The following is a 15400-nucleotide window of genomic DNA, read 5'->3' as shown; positions in this document are numbered from 1 at the left end:
GGGGGAACGACAAATGAAGAAGGTCATCGAAGTCGATAACCTGTCGTGGCGAAGAGACCAGAAGACGCTGCTTCATAACGTCGACTGGACGGTGAACAAAGGGGAGCATTGGGCGATTCTGGGGCTGAACGGCTCCGGCAAAACAACGCTGCTCAACATGATCAACGGCTATCTATGGCCAACTAAAGGAAAGGTCAGCGTCTTCGAAAATCAATTCGGCACCATCGATCTGCGCGAGCTGCGCAGGTCCATCGGCTGGGTCAGCTCTTCTCTGCAGGAAAGGCTGTCCGCCGGCGACAAGGCGCAGTCGGTCGTGCTGAGCGGCAAGTTCGCCTCAATCGGGCTGTACGATAAGCCGACGAAGGAAGACGAGGAATACGCGATCGAGCTCATGGGACAGCTGCGCTGCTCGCATCTGATCGACCGGGCGTATCAGACCTGCTCGCAGGGAGAGAAGCAGAAGCTGCTCATTGCCAGAGCGCTTATGGCGTCGCCGAAGCTGCTTATTCTGGACGAGCCCTGCAACGGACTCGATTTCATGTCTCGGGAGCAGCTGCTCCTTAGCATCGAGCGGCTTGCGCGGCGGCCCGACGCGCCGACCCTCGTTTACGTTACGCATCATACGGAGGAAATCGTGCCGATCTTCGGCCACTGTCTGCTGATGCGCAGAGGGGAAGTATTCCGCGCGGGCAAGACGAAGGACGTGCTGACGGAAACGATTTTGACCGAATTTTTCGAAACCGGCATTTCCGTGCATTGGCATAACGAACGCGCGATCCTGACATGGACGGGACAGGAGCCCCATCGTGAGCTCGATTAACGAACAAACGTCGATCCATCGGCAGCTTCGGAAGCGAGCCCCCTTCTCCTTGACGCTGTCTAAGCCGCAAAGCTATAATAGCTTCAATTGATTGAGAGGGGCTCGGTTTAACCAGTGACTAACAACCAGCATGAAATGATCGTCGTACTCGATTTCGGCGGACAGTACAACCAATTGATCGCCAGACGTATTCGCGACCTGGGCGTTTACAGCGAATTGCTTCCTTTTAATACTCCGGCGGACAAGCTTCGCGAGCTTGCCCCTAAGGGGATCGTTTTCTCGGGGGGACCGGCCAGTGTGTACGCGGAAGGAGCTCCCATGGTCGACCCTGCGGTATACGAGCTTGGAGTGCCGATTTTCGGCATCTGCTACGGCATGCAGCTCATCACGCATCAGCAAGGCGGCAAAGTCGAGCCGGCCCACAAACGCGAGTACGGAAAATCGGACATCGATTTCGCGGAGGGCTCGGCGCTCGTGCAAGGGCTGGACGGCCGTCAGACCGTATGGATGAGCCACGGGGACCACGTGACGGAGCTTCCCGCCGGCTTCCGCGTCGACGCCAGCACGGAGCACGCTCCCGTAGCGGCGATGAGCGACCCGGACCGCAAGTTCTTCGCCGTTCAGTTCCACCCGGAGGTTCGCCACTCCGTGCACGGCAATGAGATGATTCGCAACTTCCTGTTCGGCGTCTGCGGCTGCCGCGGCGATTGGACGATGGGGTCGTTCATTGACGATATGGTACGCGATATTCGCGCCGAAGTCGGCGACAAGAAGGTGCTGTGCGCGCTGTCCGGCGGCGTAGACTCCTCGGTCGTCGCCGTGCTGATTCACAAGGCGATCGGCGACCAGCTCACCTGCATGTTCATCGACCACGGTTTGCTGCGCAAAGGCGAAGCCGAGAGCGTCATGGAGACGTTCGTCGGCAAGTTCGGCATGAACGTCGTGAAGATCGATGCCAGCGAACGGTTCCTCGGCAATCTGAAGGGCGTGGAAGATCCGGAGAAAAAACGCAAAATCATCGGCAACGACTTCATTCGCGTCTTCGAGGAGGAGTCGGCGCAGTTCGACGACTTCACGTTCCTGGCGCAAGGCACGCTGTACACCGACATCGTCGAGAGCGGCACGGCGACGGCGCAGACGATCAAGTCGCACCACAACGTCGGCGGCCTGCCGGAGGATATGAAGTTTAAGCTGATCGAGCCGCTGAAGACGCTGTTTAAGGACGAGGTGCGCAGAGTCGGCGCGGAATGCGGCTTGCCGGAAGCGATCGTCATGCGTCAGCCGTTCCCGGGTCCGGGGCTTGCGATCCGCGTCCTCGGCGAAGTGACGCCGGAGAAGCTGGAAATTGTCCGCGAGTCCGACGCGATCCTGCGCGACGAGATCGCCAAGGCCGGATTGGACCGCGAGATCTGGCAGTATTTCACGGCGCTCCCGAACATGATGAGCGTCGGGGTGATGGGCGACGGACGCACCTACTCCCACACCGTCGGCATCCGCGCCGTCACGTCGATCGACGGGATGACCGCCGACTGGGCACGCATTCCGTTCGACGTGCTGGAGAAAATCTCCAACCGCATCGTCAACGAAGTGCAGAACGTCAACCGGATCGTCTACGATATTACGTCCAAGCCTCCTGCTACGATTGAGTGGGAGTAAGTTGAATAAATTTTACTGAAATAGAGAACATTTCCCTCCGAAAATCGTCTGAATAATATCAGACGGATTTCCGGAGGTTTTGTTATGATGACAATTTCTAAAGAAAAATGGTTGAAATGGTTCGTGCTTGCATTGGGATGCGCAGCTATCTTGTTCGCATTAACACAAATCGGCTACGCAGGAACTGAACGCGATTCTTATCAAGAACGCGTGAAAGAAAGCAAACTCTATTACAATGTTCATCCTTCCTTTGCTGATGAGCAGAAAATGTATCCGGAGGTGGCTGAGAAGCTGCTCAGTAGTTGGAACGGGGTTGCCGATAAGCTGAGCGACATTATTCCTGTAAAGGATTGGAAGTTGGTCAGCAGCGGAGATCTCGACCTGGAAGTAACGAACGGCTTGCCGGATCAAGAAGTGTCGACCTTTAACGAAGCGCTTTTCAGCGATCAGAGGAAGTCGGAATTGCAGAAGGGCGATCTTTATCCCGGCGCTTTGATCAGTCCATCCGAAGATCGTGTCATTCTATTCTGGGAGAAATTTGACGGCAGCGCGGTATATCTGCACATCGATTCGAAGACGGATTCCGACGGAACGCGAACATGGTTTTTGAACGGTGAAGTCAATCGGATTGCCAAATAGTCGCATTGCCCAAAACTGAATTTATGATGTAAAAGCAACTGATCCCCGGAATTGGCTCGGGAATCTTTACAAACAAGGCACCTAACCGAAAAATCGGTTAAGGTGTCTTGTTTTTTTCTAAAGCTGAACAATTCAATACATGAGAGGGGAGTCTTTTTAGATTAAAATCAAGGCCGAATTGTTGCTCGGGGCTGCAATTTTACGATATGATGAGGTTATATCAAGAGATTCGGACACACATCAAAGCAATAGGAAAAATAACGGATTGGAGGGGAGAGAACATCGAGGAATTAAAAGCGCTGCTCGAAGGATTGCATGGAGAGTTTGGCAAGGTGAATGAGCGTCTTGACGGATTTCAAAAAGAGTTCGGTAAGGTAAACGAGCGTCTTGATCGTCTTGAGGGGTTGGAAGGGAAATTCGGAGAGCTGAGCGCGGAGTTTGGAAAGATGAATAAACGCCTTGACGGGTTGGACGTGAAGGTTGAAAAGATGGACAAGCGTCTTGACGGGTTGGACGTGAAAGTTGAAAAGATGGACAAGCGTCTTGACGGGTTGGACGTGAAAGTTGAAAAGATGGATAAGCGTCTTGGCGGGTTGGACGGGAAAGTTGAGAAGATGGATAAGCGTCTTGGCGGGTTGGACGGGAAAGTTGAGAAGATGGACAAGCGTCTTGACGGGTTGGACGGGAAAGTTGAGAAGATGGATAAGCGTCTTGATCATCTCGAGGGGCTGCCGGGGAAATTCGGAAAGATGAGCGAACGTCTTGACGGATTTCAAAAAGAGTTCGGAAAGATGGATGAACGTTTTGATCGTCTCGAAGGCTTGACCAGGCAAAGCAATGAAATCGGTACGCAATTAATTGCCAAAGTAGCGAACGTTAAAAACGATGTTGAAGATGTAAAATCAGATACAAGAAAGATGAAAGAAGAGTTTCCGGTCATCAAGCAAATTATCAATAGCCATGATAATTACATCACATTCCATAAGTTTGGCGGTTAAGCGCTAATCATCTGCTGGACAATTGAGGGGGGAGAAAATGGAGTCGGTTCAAGCGCAAATTGATGAATTGAAGCGTACAACAGAACAAACAGGAGAAATGACAACGCAACTTCTCCAAAAGAACGGAAAAGCAATTTCTGCAATCGAGGAAGTAAGGGAAGAAGTTAAGGAATTGCGGCAGGAAATGAGATCAGGATTTCAGGCGATAGATGCAAAATTCGATTCGATGGATGCCAAGTTCGAAGCGATGGATGCGAAATTCGATTCGATGGATGCAAAATTCGATTCGATAGATGCGAAATTCGAAGCCATCAATGCGAATTTCGAACGACTGTTCAACGAATTGAACAAGGTAAAAAATGATTCGGACGTTAAAAACAAAAAGTGGAAATTGGTAGCAATTGAATAAACTTCATTTGAAGAGAGCCGCGATAAAGCGGAAAATCCACCTTAATTCTACAAAATGAGCGAAAATGAGCGATTTAAGAAGGAAAACCGGGCTTATTTTTTCAGAATAAGCGATTTTACGGAATTAAAGCGGATTACCCGCCTTATTCGCCCCGAAAAAAGTGCAGCAGCACTTTTAACGCGGTTTTTCCGCCTTAGACTAGTAAGTCGTCTACGGCACTGAGCGGATCGAGCCGAATCCGCTTTGCCCAAAATCCGATATACGCACTGCCTCCAGCCGCTGGAGGTTTTTTTGTGTTCCGGAATCAGGAGGACGGAAACGAAATAAAAGTTCGGTTTACACGGGGCTGATTCAGCGGTAACAAAGGGGCGCTACGATGGTAAATGGTGGTTCGTCCACTGCAATCATCAGCTTTGGATAATCAGAGGAGCGTGAAGGTCAGTGAAGTCGCAAAGTCGCTTGTTCGTTAAATTATTCGCCGTTATGTTGTCGTTGGCCATGCTTGCGCCGTATATGCCGCAAGCCGTCATCGGATCGGGTACGGCTTATGCGGAGCCGGTTCCTTCCGGCATTATTCTGTTGGAGGATTTCGAGAACGGCCTGGGCAAAGTCCGGCTGGAGATGAAGCGGGTGTATGACGGCAGCCTGTCGCTGGAGTCGAACCCGAAATACGTTCGCAGCGGCTCCTACTCTGCGCGCCTGGATTACGACATGATCGGGATCGTGGACAATCCGTCCCAGATTTCGATCGGAGCCGTTCCCAATACGATGCCGATCCAAGGCTATCCGAAAAAAATCGGCATGTGGGTGTACGGAAACAACGACGGCCATCTGTTGACGACCAAGTTCCGCGACGGAAAAAACAAGTCGTTCGAGATGGAGCATTATGCGGACGAGAGCGTCGGCATCGATTGGACGGGCTGGCGTTATCTCGAAGTGGATATCGAGCAGGGAAAGCCCGCTCCGCTCGTGCTGGAGCTGTTCCTGCAGATGAAGCAAAGGGATATCGGCAAGAAAAACAAAGGCTCGATCTGGGTCGACGATATCCGGCTCATCTACGATCCGACGGACGAGGACATGACGGTGCCGACTCTTACGGCCCTCTACCCCGCGCCAGACCAGACGGTTAACGCGCCGGTGTCGGAGGTTTCGCTGACGGCTTCCGACCTTGGAACCGGCATCGATCCGGCGTCTTTGCGGCTGACGATCGACGGCCGGCCTTTCGCTCCGACATCGTACGAGAACGGCATCGGCGTCTTCCAGTTCGGGGCGGCGCTTGGCGGAGGCTACCATGAGGCGGTGGCGGAGGTTCGGGATTACGCAGGCAATCCGGCACGGATCGACTATTCGTTCCAGATTGAGCACGGGGAGCGTCTGGCGTTGTCCGCTCCCCCGGAAGCGATGAGCGGAGTGCCTTATCTCGTCCAATTGTATGCGCGGGACATCAGCGTCGCGGACAGCGTCTACGCGACGCTGCAGTTCGACCCCGCAACGCTCCAGGCCCGGAACGTGGTTCCACGGGAGGAGCTGACCGGCGTTCAGGCGAACATCGACAATGACGGGGGATTCGTAGAGTTTAAGGCTTCCGGACTGGCCGGCGCTTCGGTCCATCCGCTGGCGAGCCTCGAATTCGAAGTCAACCCCGGCGCCAAGATGGAGCGCGGCGAAACGTTCAAGAAGCTCCGGATGACCGAAGGCGGCTTCGGCTACGGAGACGGCTCGTCCGTCGCCGCGTATGCCGCCCCGGTGAACTATCGGGTCACGTTCGCCTACGAGCTGGGTATCGAAGGCACATCGCTGGGAACGGAAAGCGTCATTACGGTGAAGGATCGGTCGGGAGCGCCCGTAGCGGGAGCCCGCATCGAGTTTACGGACCCGGACGGTCCCCAGGCTTACGCCTCCGTGACCTCTGCGCAAACGACGGTTTACGCGAACCCGGACGCGGCGTCGGCAGCTAAAGCTCAATTGCGGCAAGGCCAGCGGTTGTTCGCGGCGTCGGGGGCGGCGTCCGGATACGTGAAAGTCTTCCTGCCCGACGGCGCCGGAACGGGGTGGGTAAACGAAACCCACGTTGAGCTGCACGATCTGACGCAGGGGCTGGGGTTGACGGACGGAAACGGTCGGATCCGCACGGCGCTTGCCACCCTCGGCATCGGGACGTGGTCCGTTCAAGCGGCGAAGGGCAACGCGATCAGCGAACGGATGAAGTGGACCGTCGTTCCCCAATTGGGCGGGAACGAGCCGGAGTACGTGCATGCTTACGTAAGCGTGGATATGAGAACGATGATGAACGTCGGCTGGCAGACGGCCCCGGGAGTTCTGCAGACCTCGATTCAATACGTGAAAGGCGAACAACCGCCTGCGGAGAACGTCGCGCCGAAGGAACAAGCGGCCGCTTCGCAGCTGCAATTGGCCAGCAAGAAGGAGAACGGCGAATTGGGCGAGATCCGTTTTCACAAAGCGTTCGTAAGCGGACTGGAGCCGGGAACGACTTATCAGTACCGGGTCGGCCATGAAGGATATTGGAGCCCTTGGTATGCTTACAAGACGGCCGACGCTCCGGAAAACCGGACGGTCGCGTTTGCCTTCGTCACCGACTCGCACACCAAGGAAGACAACGGTCTGGAAATCTACCGGAAGCTGATGAACAACGCCTTCGCGACTTATCCGAACCTGCAATTCGTTCTGCACGGGGGCGATCTGGTCGACAACGGCGGAGCGTTGAACGAGTGGAACCGCTTCTGGGAAGCGGCGTCCGGTTACGGCGCCTCCGTGCCTTCGGGCTACGCGATGGGGAACCATGACGTGAAGAACGGGGGAAGGTATATTTTCGATAAGGCGATGGCTCATCCGGACAACGGGCCCGAAGGCCACAAGGCGTTCGCCTATTCGTTCGACGCCGGGAACGCCCATTTTATCTCCCTTAATTCCGAGGCGACCGAAGAGGAGATGGCCAAGCAAGCGGAGTGGCTGACAGAGGATCTGCAGAAGAACCGCAAGAAGTGGACGATCGCGATGTTTCACAAGCCGGCCTACCATATCGAGGACGGACGGGGCAATACGATCGAGTATACGCGAACCTATTTCGCGCCGATCCTGGAGGAAATGGGCGTCGATCTCGTTCTGGTCGGACACGACCATGTATACGCGCATACCTATCCGATGAAGCAGGGCAAGCCGCAGGCGGCCGGGGAAAAGGGCACGGTCTATCTGGGCGGAGGAGCTGCGGGCTGGAAGTTCTATGACGGCGCGCTGTACGATTATTTGGATTTCATGTATGACGACGACGTCGCCGTGTACTCCGCGATCGAAGTGAAGCGCGACGAGATTCGCATTCAAGCCCGTACGGAGAACGGCGAGCTGGTGGACGACTACGTCATTGTGAAGAGAGACGCTTCGACCGACAATCCGTCGTCCCCGGGCGGCCCTTCGGGAGGAGATACGCCGGCGGCGAAGCCGGATGCTTCCGCCGGCGAGTCCGGGTTGCCCGTTCGCGTGCCGACGGAAGCCGAATGGACGAAAGCGCGCCAAGAAGGGACGCTTACGATCGCGATCGGGAACGGAGGAAACGAGGTTCGATTGCCGGCGAACGCGGGAGACGTGCTCTCGTCGGGAGGACTCGCGCTGAATGTTGGCGGTTCAACGGTGCTTAAGCTAAGCCCCGAGCAGCTTCGCGCCGCGGCCGCGGGGCTCGGGGGCAAGGACGAGCTCGCGTTGGAAGTCAAAGTCGAAAGCGCGGACTCCTCTTCCGAGCTCGCGCGCAAAGCCCAGGCGAAGGAAAAGGCGAAGCTTAGTCCGGCCGGGGCGGCATTCCGGGTCGAAGTATCAATCGTGAAGGAAGACGGCAAGCGCTCGAAGGCGACCGCTCCTGCGAGCTTCACCCTGACTTTGCCGAAAGCGAGCAAGCTGACGGGCTTGTACGAGATGCTTGCCGACGGAACGGCTTCGTACGTGAAGGGCAAGAGAACGCCTGACGGAACGGTGGTGCCGTTCGTCAGCGGACGCGCCTACATGCTGCTCGACTACCGGATGAGCTACGTCGATCTGCCGGCTCGGCACTGGGCTTACGAGTACGTGGCGCAGTTGTCCGCCAGCCGGGGCGTCGAAGGCGTCGACGGGGAGCGTTTCGCGCCGAACCGCGAGGTGACGCGCGCCGAATTCGCGGCGATGCTCGTCCGGGAGCTGGGGCTTCAAGCCGCGAGCCCGGCCGGTTTTGCCGACGTGGCCCAGGGCGCGTGGTATGCGGAAGCGGTAGCCGCCGCGAAGGAATCCGGTCTCGTAACCGGCTCGTCCGACGGCACCTTCCGGCCGGCCGCGAAAATTACCCGCCAGGAGATGGCGGTCATGATCGTGAGAGCCTACGAGACGCTGCATGGCAAAGCTGTCAAGAGCACGGGTGAGAATCCGTTCTCCGATATGCGCGGCGCGCAGGCGTGGGCGAAGGAGGCCGTGGCGAAAGCGCACGAGCTGGGGCTTGCGAGCGGCAGCGGGAACGGCAAGTTCCGTCCGCTGGCGAACGGAACCCGCGCGGAAGCGGTCAAGCTGATCGTCGCCTTATTCGAATCGTAAACGCCTAGCGTATCCAGGGGCTGTCCCTAAGCCATCTGAACAGACTCCTGCAAAATTGTCGATCAATAAAACTAGAGTGCATGTATCTCCTGCCGATAGCTGTACGGTCCTGAAATCCGAACGGGCAGACCCGTCAAGGTGTGATTTCAGGGCCGTATGAGGCGATCTCCGGGTGACGCATGCTCTCTTTTTCTATCTTCGGCTTTGCGTTTCTGCGACGGACCAATGAACGCACATGAGCACACACCCAATGGAATGGTCTTCGCAAGGCGAATTCCCTTGCGGTCTGTCGGACCGTTAAGCGAGTGAATCGGAGCGGATGAATGCCCCTAACGGTCTGCCAGACCGTTAAGCGAGTGAATCGGAGCGGATGAATGCCCCTAACGGTCTGCCAGACCGTTAAGCGAGGGAATCGGAGCGGATGAATGCCCCTAACGGTCTGCCAGACCGTTAAGCGAGTGAATCGGAGCGGATGAATGCCCCTAACGTCTGTCGGACCGTTAAGCGAGGGAATCGGAGCGGATGAATGCCCCTAACGGTCTGCCAGACCGTTAGGCGAGGGAATCGGAGCAAATGACTGCTACTAACGGTCTGCCAGACCGTTAAGCGAGTGAATCGGAGCGGATGACCGCCACTTACGGTCTGTCGGACCGTTAAGCGAGTGAATCGGAGCAAATGACTGCCCCTAACGGTCTGTCGGACCGTTACGCGAGTGAATCGGAGCAAATGACTGCCCCTAACGGTCTGTCGGACCGTTACGCGAGCAACTTCGATGGGCAAGCCGTGACGAAAAAAACAATCTCTATTTTCGTACATTCTTTACTCCGAGAGACTCCAGTAATCCGATGGATGTCAATGGGTCAGACGTAGTTTTTTGCCCAGTGTTTGTTTTGTTTTCGTTTTCAATGGAAGATTCGACGTTGTTCGGGCGGAAAAGAATGTAAATCCCGAACATTGCATCCGCTTACTGTCGCCAATTATACGTAAATAATCGTTGACAGGGGAGGGCTTTCGACCTAGAATATGGAATGGACAAACAACTGAATAATCTTTTCGTATAATCCCGGGAATCGGCTCGGGAGTCTCTACGAGGTCACCGCAAATGATCTGTCTACGAAAAGGGAAAACAAGCCGGAGGGCGGAGCTCGTCCTTTGGAATGCTTTTCCCGGTTGTGCGGAACCTAGAAGGGAAGTCTTCTAGGTTTTTTGTATGTTTAGTTTGGTTCCAATTCATTCAAATTTTGAAGGGAGAGTTTATGGAGACATGGAAAGTTTCTTTAAGCTGAAGGAACTGGGAACGAACGTACGCACGGAGATCATGGCAGGGATTACGACCTTCATGACGATGGCTTACATTCTAGTCGTTAACCCAGGCATTTTATCGGGAGCGGGACTGAGCTTCACGTCCGTCTTCCTCGCGACCGCTCTGGCGGCCGGTATTTTCACGATTGCGATGGGCTTGTTCGTCAACTTCCCTGTCGCGCTCGCTCCGGGCATGGGGCTTAACGCCTTCTTCGCGACGACGATCGTGACATCCCAGGCAACGGGAAGTCCGATCACCCCCGAGATGGGTTTGGCGGCTGTATTTATTTCGGGTATTATCTTCTTCATACTTACGGTCACGCAGATCAGGCAAATCTTAATCGTGGCCATTCCGGACGCGCTTAAGCATGCGATTACGGTCGGTATCGGCTTGTTCATTGCGATCGTCGGCATGAAAAACAGCGGCCTGATGTCGATCATCACGTTCGAAGACGGCGGCACGCTGCTGACGATGGGACATCTGGAAAATCCGAGCGTATGGCTGACGATCGTCGGTCTCGGCATCATCGGTCTGCTCATGGTGCTGCGCGTCAAAGGCGCGATTCTGATCGGTATGCTGATCATCACGCTGATCGGGGCGATTCCGGGCGTCGGTCTGGTCGACTTCGGCACGCTTAAGGGCGCTAGCTGGGCTCCGGACTTCGGCGAGCTGAACTTCTGGCATATGGATTTCACCGATCTGCTGACGACGGGCTTGCTGACGGCGATCGCGACGTTTACTTTCGTTGAGTTGTTCGATACTTTCGGAACTTTGGTCGGTACGGCCAACAGAGCCGGATTTTTCAAAAATAAAGAAGAAGGCAACAAAAAAGTCGGCAAAGCGATGTTCGTGGATTCCATTGCGGTCAGCGGCGGCGCGATGCTCGGCACGAGTACGGTAACGGCCTACGTGGAAAGCTCCGCGGGCATCGCCGAAGGCGGACGTTCCGGTCTCACCGCCGTTACGACGGGCGTATTCTTCCTGCTGGCGCTATTCCTGCTTCCGATCGCGCTGCTCATTCCCGGTCCGGCAACGAGCGCGGCGCTCATCATCGTCGGCGTACTCATGGTTCAATCGGTTAAGGAAATCGACTTCACGGATCTCGTGGTCGGCATTCCAGCATTCTTGACGATTACGATCATGCCGTTCACTTACAACATCGCGAACGGGATCTCGTTCGGAATCGTTGCTTACGTGCTGCTGGCGTTCGTAGCGAACCTGGCCGGCGACAAAAAGCACAAAATCCACTGGCTCATGTGGGTGCTGTTCTTCATCGTTATCGCGCGCTACGTATTCGTAGGCGGAGAATAATCGCGTTTGTGGGCCGCTCGCGGCTCATGACATAGACCAACCCCGCTTCACTTCCGAACCGACGGAGGTGGGGCGGGGTTTTAATTGGATCGATTTGGACTAAAACACGAACATTAATATTATTTCTCTATGACAGCGTTCGTCTTTGTTTGACAGTTCCCCCTGCTCTGGGGTAAACTTAGAAGCGTCAAGAAGCGAAATGACTTGCCGGTTACAAGGCAAGACGCCAAGCGCGTATATGTCGGGAATCGGCCCGAACGTCTCTACCTGGAAACCCTAATTTCCGGACTACGCGGCAATCGCAGGCGGCATGAAATAGAAGCGCGGACCAAACGAGGTTCGGGCTTTGTCTTGTCGTCGCTGCGCGTTGTTGCGAAGAACGTAGAGAACGAAGGTCGATTGGGGAATACTGAGGGTATTCCTATCGATCTTTTTTTCATTTCGGGTGGAAAATGATCAGAACGCAACCGGGGAAGGGTGGAATCATGTCGTCACTTGTCGGCGTCATCATGGGCAGCACGTCGGATTGGGAAACGATGAAGAAAGCGTGCGAGATTCTTGAGGAGTTGAACATTCCCTACGAGAAAAAAGTCGTCTCCGCGCATCGGACGCCGGACTTGATGTTCGAATATGCGGAATCCGCGGTATCCCGCGGCTTGAAAGTGATTATCGCCGGCGCCGGAGGCGCCGCTCATCTGCCGGGCATGGTCGCGGCGAAGACCGTCCTGCCCGTTATCGGAGTGCCCGTTCAATCGAAAGCGTTGAACGGGCTGGACTCGTTGCTCTCCATCGTGCAGATGCCGGGAGGCATTCCGGTGGCGACGGTAGCGATCGGCGCGGCAGGCGCGACGAACGCGGGCTTGCTCGCGGCGCAGATCGTCGGCGCGTTCGATCCGGACGTGCAGGCTCGCGTAGCCTCAAGGCGCGATCGCATTACGCGCGATGTGCTGGACAACGCGGAGCTGCCTTCATGAGCGGAGGGGATAACGTGAACAAGCTCGTCAATTTGTTCGACGGAGAGGGCATGGCGTGCGACGAGTTCGGCTGTGCCGTTCCGGGCGCGTCAGGCGAAACTCCTGAGAGCGGTGGAGCGGCAAGCGAAACCCTGGAGAGTACGGCGGAAGAAACGCTGAAAAGCGCCAGTTCGGCCGGAGGGCCGGTCTCGTCCAAGCGGCAGATTGTGCCGGGATCGACGATCGGCGTCCTCGGCGGCGGCCAGCTCGGCCGGATGCTGGCGCACGCCGGCAGCCGCCTCGGCTACCGGTTCGTGACGCTCGATCCGACGCCGGACAGCCCTTGCGGGCAGACAGCCGTGCAGATCACGGCAGCGTACGACGACCGGGAGGCGGCGCGGGAATTGGCGCGGCGTTCGGACGTCATCACGTACGAGTTCGAGAACGTGGACGCCGGCGTGGCGGAGATGTTGGAGCGGGACTCCTACGTGCCCCAAGGCAGCAAGCTGCTGTATACGACGCAGCATCGGCTGCGCGAGAAGCAGGCGGTCGAAGCGGCGGGGGCGCAGGTTGCGCCTTACGCCGAGATCGAGAGCCTGAACGGTTTGCGCGAAGCGGCCGAGAGGCTCGGACTTCCGGCGGTGCTGAAGACGGCGACCGGCGGCTACGACGGCAAAGGCCAGTGGGTGCTGCGGAGCGAGGAAGAGCTGGCTCCGGCCTGGGAACAGGCGGAGCGAAGCGGTACGCAGCTTGTGTTGGAGAAGTTTATTACGTTTGAGAAGGAAATTTCCGTGATCGCGGCGAGAAGCCCTTCGGGAGAAGTGAAGACGTTCCCGCCCGCGGAAAACATCCACGTTCATAATATATTGCATCTATCTATCGTGCCGGCGCGCATCGGAGACGAGACGAGACGGGAAGCCGAGAAGCTGGCCGTATCGATCGCCGAGACGCTCGGCGTCGTAGGGCTGATCGCCGTCGAGATGTTCCTGACGGCGGACGGACAGCTGTACGTCAACGAGCTGGCGCCAAGACCGCACAATTCCGGACATTACACGATGGAAGCGTGCCGCACGTCGCAATTCGAGCAGCACGTCCGGGCGATCTGCGATCTGCCGCTCGGGGACCCGTCGCTGCTGACGCCGGTCGTCATGGCGAACATTCTCGGCGAGCATATGGAGCCGCTTCTGGCCTGGGTGGGCGAGAAGGACCCGGCTGCCGAGAAGCTAGGCGTCGAGGTCAAAGTTCATCTGTACGGCAAGGCGGAAGCGAAACACAAGCGCAAGATGGGTCATCTGAACGTGCTTGCCCCGAACGTAGAGGCGGCGTTGGAATGGATATCCCAATCGAACATATGGAGGGTTTAATCACACATGTTAGAACGTTATAGCCGTCCCGAGATGCGGGCGATCTGGACCGAACAGAACAAGTTCCAAGCCTGGCTGGAAGTAGAACTGTGCGCGTGCGAGGCATGGGCCGAGCTCGGACACATTCCGCGCGAAGACACGGTGGAGCTGCGCAAAAACGCGAAGTTCGACATCGACCGTATTTACGAGATCGAGCTGGAAACCCGCCACGACGTTATCGCCTTTACCCGTGCGGTATCCGAGAGTCTGGGAGCGGAGCGCAAATGGGTGCACTACGGCCTCACTTCGACGGACGTCGTCGATACGGCGATGGGCTATCTGCTTCGCCAAGCGAACGAGATTTTGCGCAAAGATATCGAGAACTTCATCGCCATCCTTCGCGATCAGGCGATTAAATATAAGAACACGCCAATGATGGGCCGGACGCACGGCGTTCACGCGGAGCCGACGACGTTCGGGCTGAAGCTGGCGCTGTGGCATGAGGAAATGAAGCGGAATCTGGAACGGTTCGAGCATGCGGCGGACGGCGTTCAATTCGGCAAAATGTCCGGAGCGGTCGGCACTTACGCCAACATCGATCCGTTCGTCGAGCAGTTCGTCTGCGACAAGCTCGGCATCAAGGCGGCGCCGATCTCGACCCAGACGCTGCAGCGCGACCGTCACGCGGAATATATGGCGACGCTGGCGCTGATCGCGACGTCGATCGACAAGTTCGCGACGGAAATCCGCGGCTTGCAGAAGAGCGAGTTCCGCGAAGTCGAGGAGCCGTTCGGCAAAGGGCAGAAAGGCTCGTCGGCGATGCCGCACAAGCGCAACCCGATCGGCTGCGAGAACATGAGCGGACTGTCCCGCGTCATTCGCGGCCATATGCTGACCGCCTATGAGAACGTGCCGCTGTGGCACGAGCGCGATATCTCGCACTCCTCGGCGGAGCGCGTCATTTTGCCGGACGCGACGATGCTGCTCAACTACATGCTGAACCGCTTCGGCAACATCGTGAAGAACTTGACCGTATTCCCGGAAAATATGAAGCGCAACATGTCCCGCACGTACAACGTGCCGTTCTCCGGCCGGGTCATGACGAAGCTGATCGACAAGGGCTTCGCCCGCGAGCAGGCGTACGACACCGTGCAGCCGCGCGCGATGCAGGCATGGGAGGAGCAGCGCGATTTCCGCGATATCGTGGCGTCGACGAAGGAAATTACCGACGTGCTGTCCGCGGAGGAAATTGCCGACTGCTTCGATCCGACGTGGCATCTGAAGCATGTGGAGACGATTTTCGACCGGTTGGGCCTCGTCGCGCAATAAAATACCTCTAGTTTCGTGACGAGCCCTTGGGCTTGAAATAATACGCGCGCTTGCAGGCGCCGCTAGGAGG

Annotated in this window: 10 protein-coding genes and 2 riboswitches; all 10 genes read left to right on the top strand. The window is 56.6% G+C overall.

Going from position 1 to position 15400, the window contains the following annotated elements; all coding sequences use genetic code 11:
* The first annotated feature begins 13 nt into the window (after positions 1–13).
* On the top strand, positions 14–820 hold the full coding sequence (locus ACESLM_RS15280) for an ABC transporter ATP-binding protein (protein WP_372632441.1): 807 nt from the start codon (positions 14–16) through the stop codon (positions 818–820).
* 135 nt (positions 821–955) lie between these two features.
* A complete protein-coding gene (gene guaA / locus ACESLM_RS15275) occupies positions 956–2476 on the top strand; it encodes a glutamine-hydrolyzing GMP synthase (RefSeq protein ID WP_372632463.1) in 1521 nt (506 codons plus the stop codon).
* Positions 2477–2560: 84 nt separating this feature from the next.
* Positions 2561–3115, top strand: a complete 555-nt coding sequence (locus tag ACESLM_RS15270) for a hypothetical protein (protein WP_372632440.1) — start codon at positions 2561–2563, stop codon at positions 3113–3115.
* Between the two features lie 206 nt (positions 3116–3321).
* A complete protein-coding gene (locus ACESLM_RS15265; protein WP_372632439.1) occupies positions 3322–4113 on the top strand; it encodes a hypothetical protein in 792 nt (263 codons plus the stop codon).
* Between the two features lie 37 nt (positions 4114–4150).
* Positions 4151–4522 (top strand): hypothetical protein, encoded by a 372-nt coding sequence (locus ACESLM_RS15260; RefSeq protein WP_372632438.1) that lies wholly within the window; start codon positions 4151–4153, stop codon positions 4520–4522.
* Positions 4523–4963: 441 nt separating this feature from the next.
* A complete protein-coding gene (locus tag ACESLM_RS15255; RefSeq protein WP_372632437.1) occupies positions 4964–9091 on the top strand; it encodes an S-layer homology domain-containing protein in 4128 nt (1375 codons plus the stop codon).
* A gap of 1033 nt (positions 9092–10124) precedes the next feature.
* Positions 10125–10225, top strand: a riboswitch (purine riboswitch).
* A gap of 130 nt (positions 10226–10355) precedes the next feature.
* Positions 10356–11705, top strand: a complete 1350-nt coding sequence (locus ACESLM_RS15250; protein WP_372632436.1) for an NCS2 family permease — start codon at positions 10356–10358, stop codon at positions 11703–11705.
* Positions 11706–11917: 212 nt separating this feature from the next.
* Positions 11918–12016, top strand: a riboswitch (purine riboswitch).
* 174 nt (positions 12017–12190) lie between these two features.
* Entirely contained in the window at positions 12191–12679 is a 489-nt protein-coding gene (purE, locus tag ACESLM_RS15245; protein ID WP_372632435.1) for a 5-(carboxyamino)imidazole ribonucleotide mutase, read from the top strand.
* Positions 12676–14022: a 5-(carboxyamino)imidazole ribonucleotide synthase gene (purK, locus tag ACESLM_RS15240; protein WP_372632434.1), complete on the top strand. Its 1347-nt coding sequence runs from the start codon at positions 12676–12678 to the stop codon at positions 14020–14022. The genes purE and purK overlap by 4 nt, the downstream gene beginning before the upstream one ends.
* Positions 14023–14028: 6 nt before the next feature.
* Positions 14029–15330, top strand: coding sequence for an adenylosuccinate lyase (gene purB, locus ACESLM_RS15235; RefSeq protein WP_372632433.1), 1302 nt, complete (start codon positions 14029–14031; stop codon positions 15328–15330).
* The last annotated feature ends 70 nt before the right edge of the window (positions 15331–15400 follow it).

The organism is Cohnella sp., assembly GCF_041641335.1.
Classification (GTDB): Bacteria; Bacillota; Bacilli; order Paenibacillales; family Paenibacillaceae; genus Cohnella.
The sequence above is the reverse complement of the archived record's forward strand: the minus strand, read 5'-3'. Positions and strand labels throughout refer to the sequence as shown.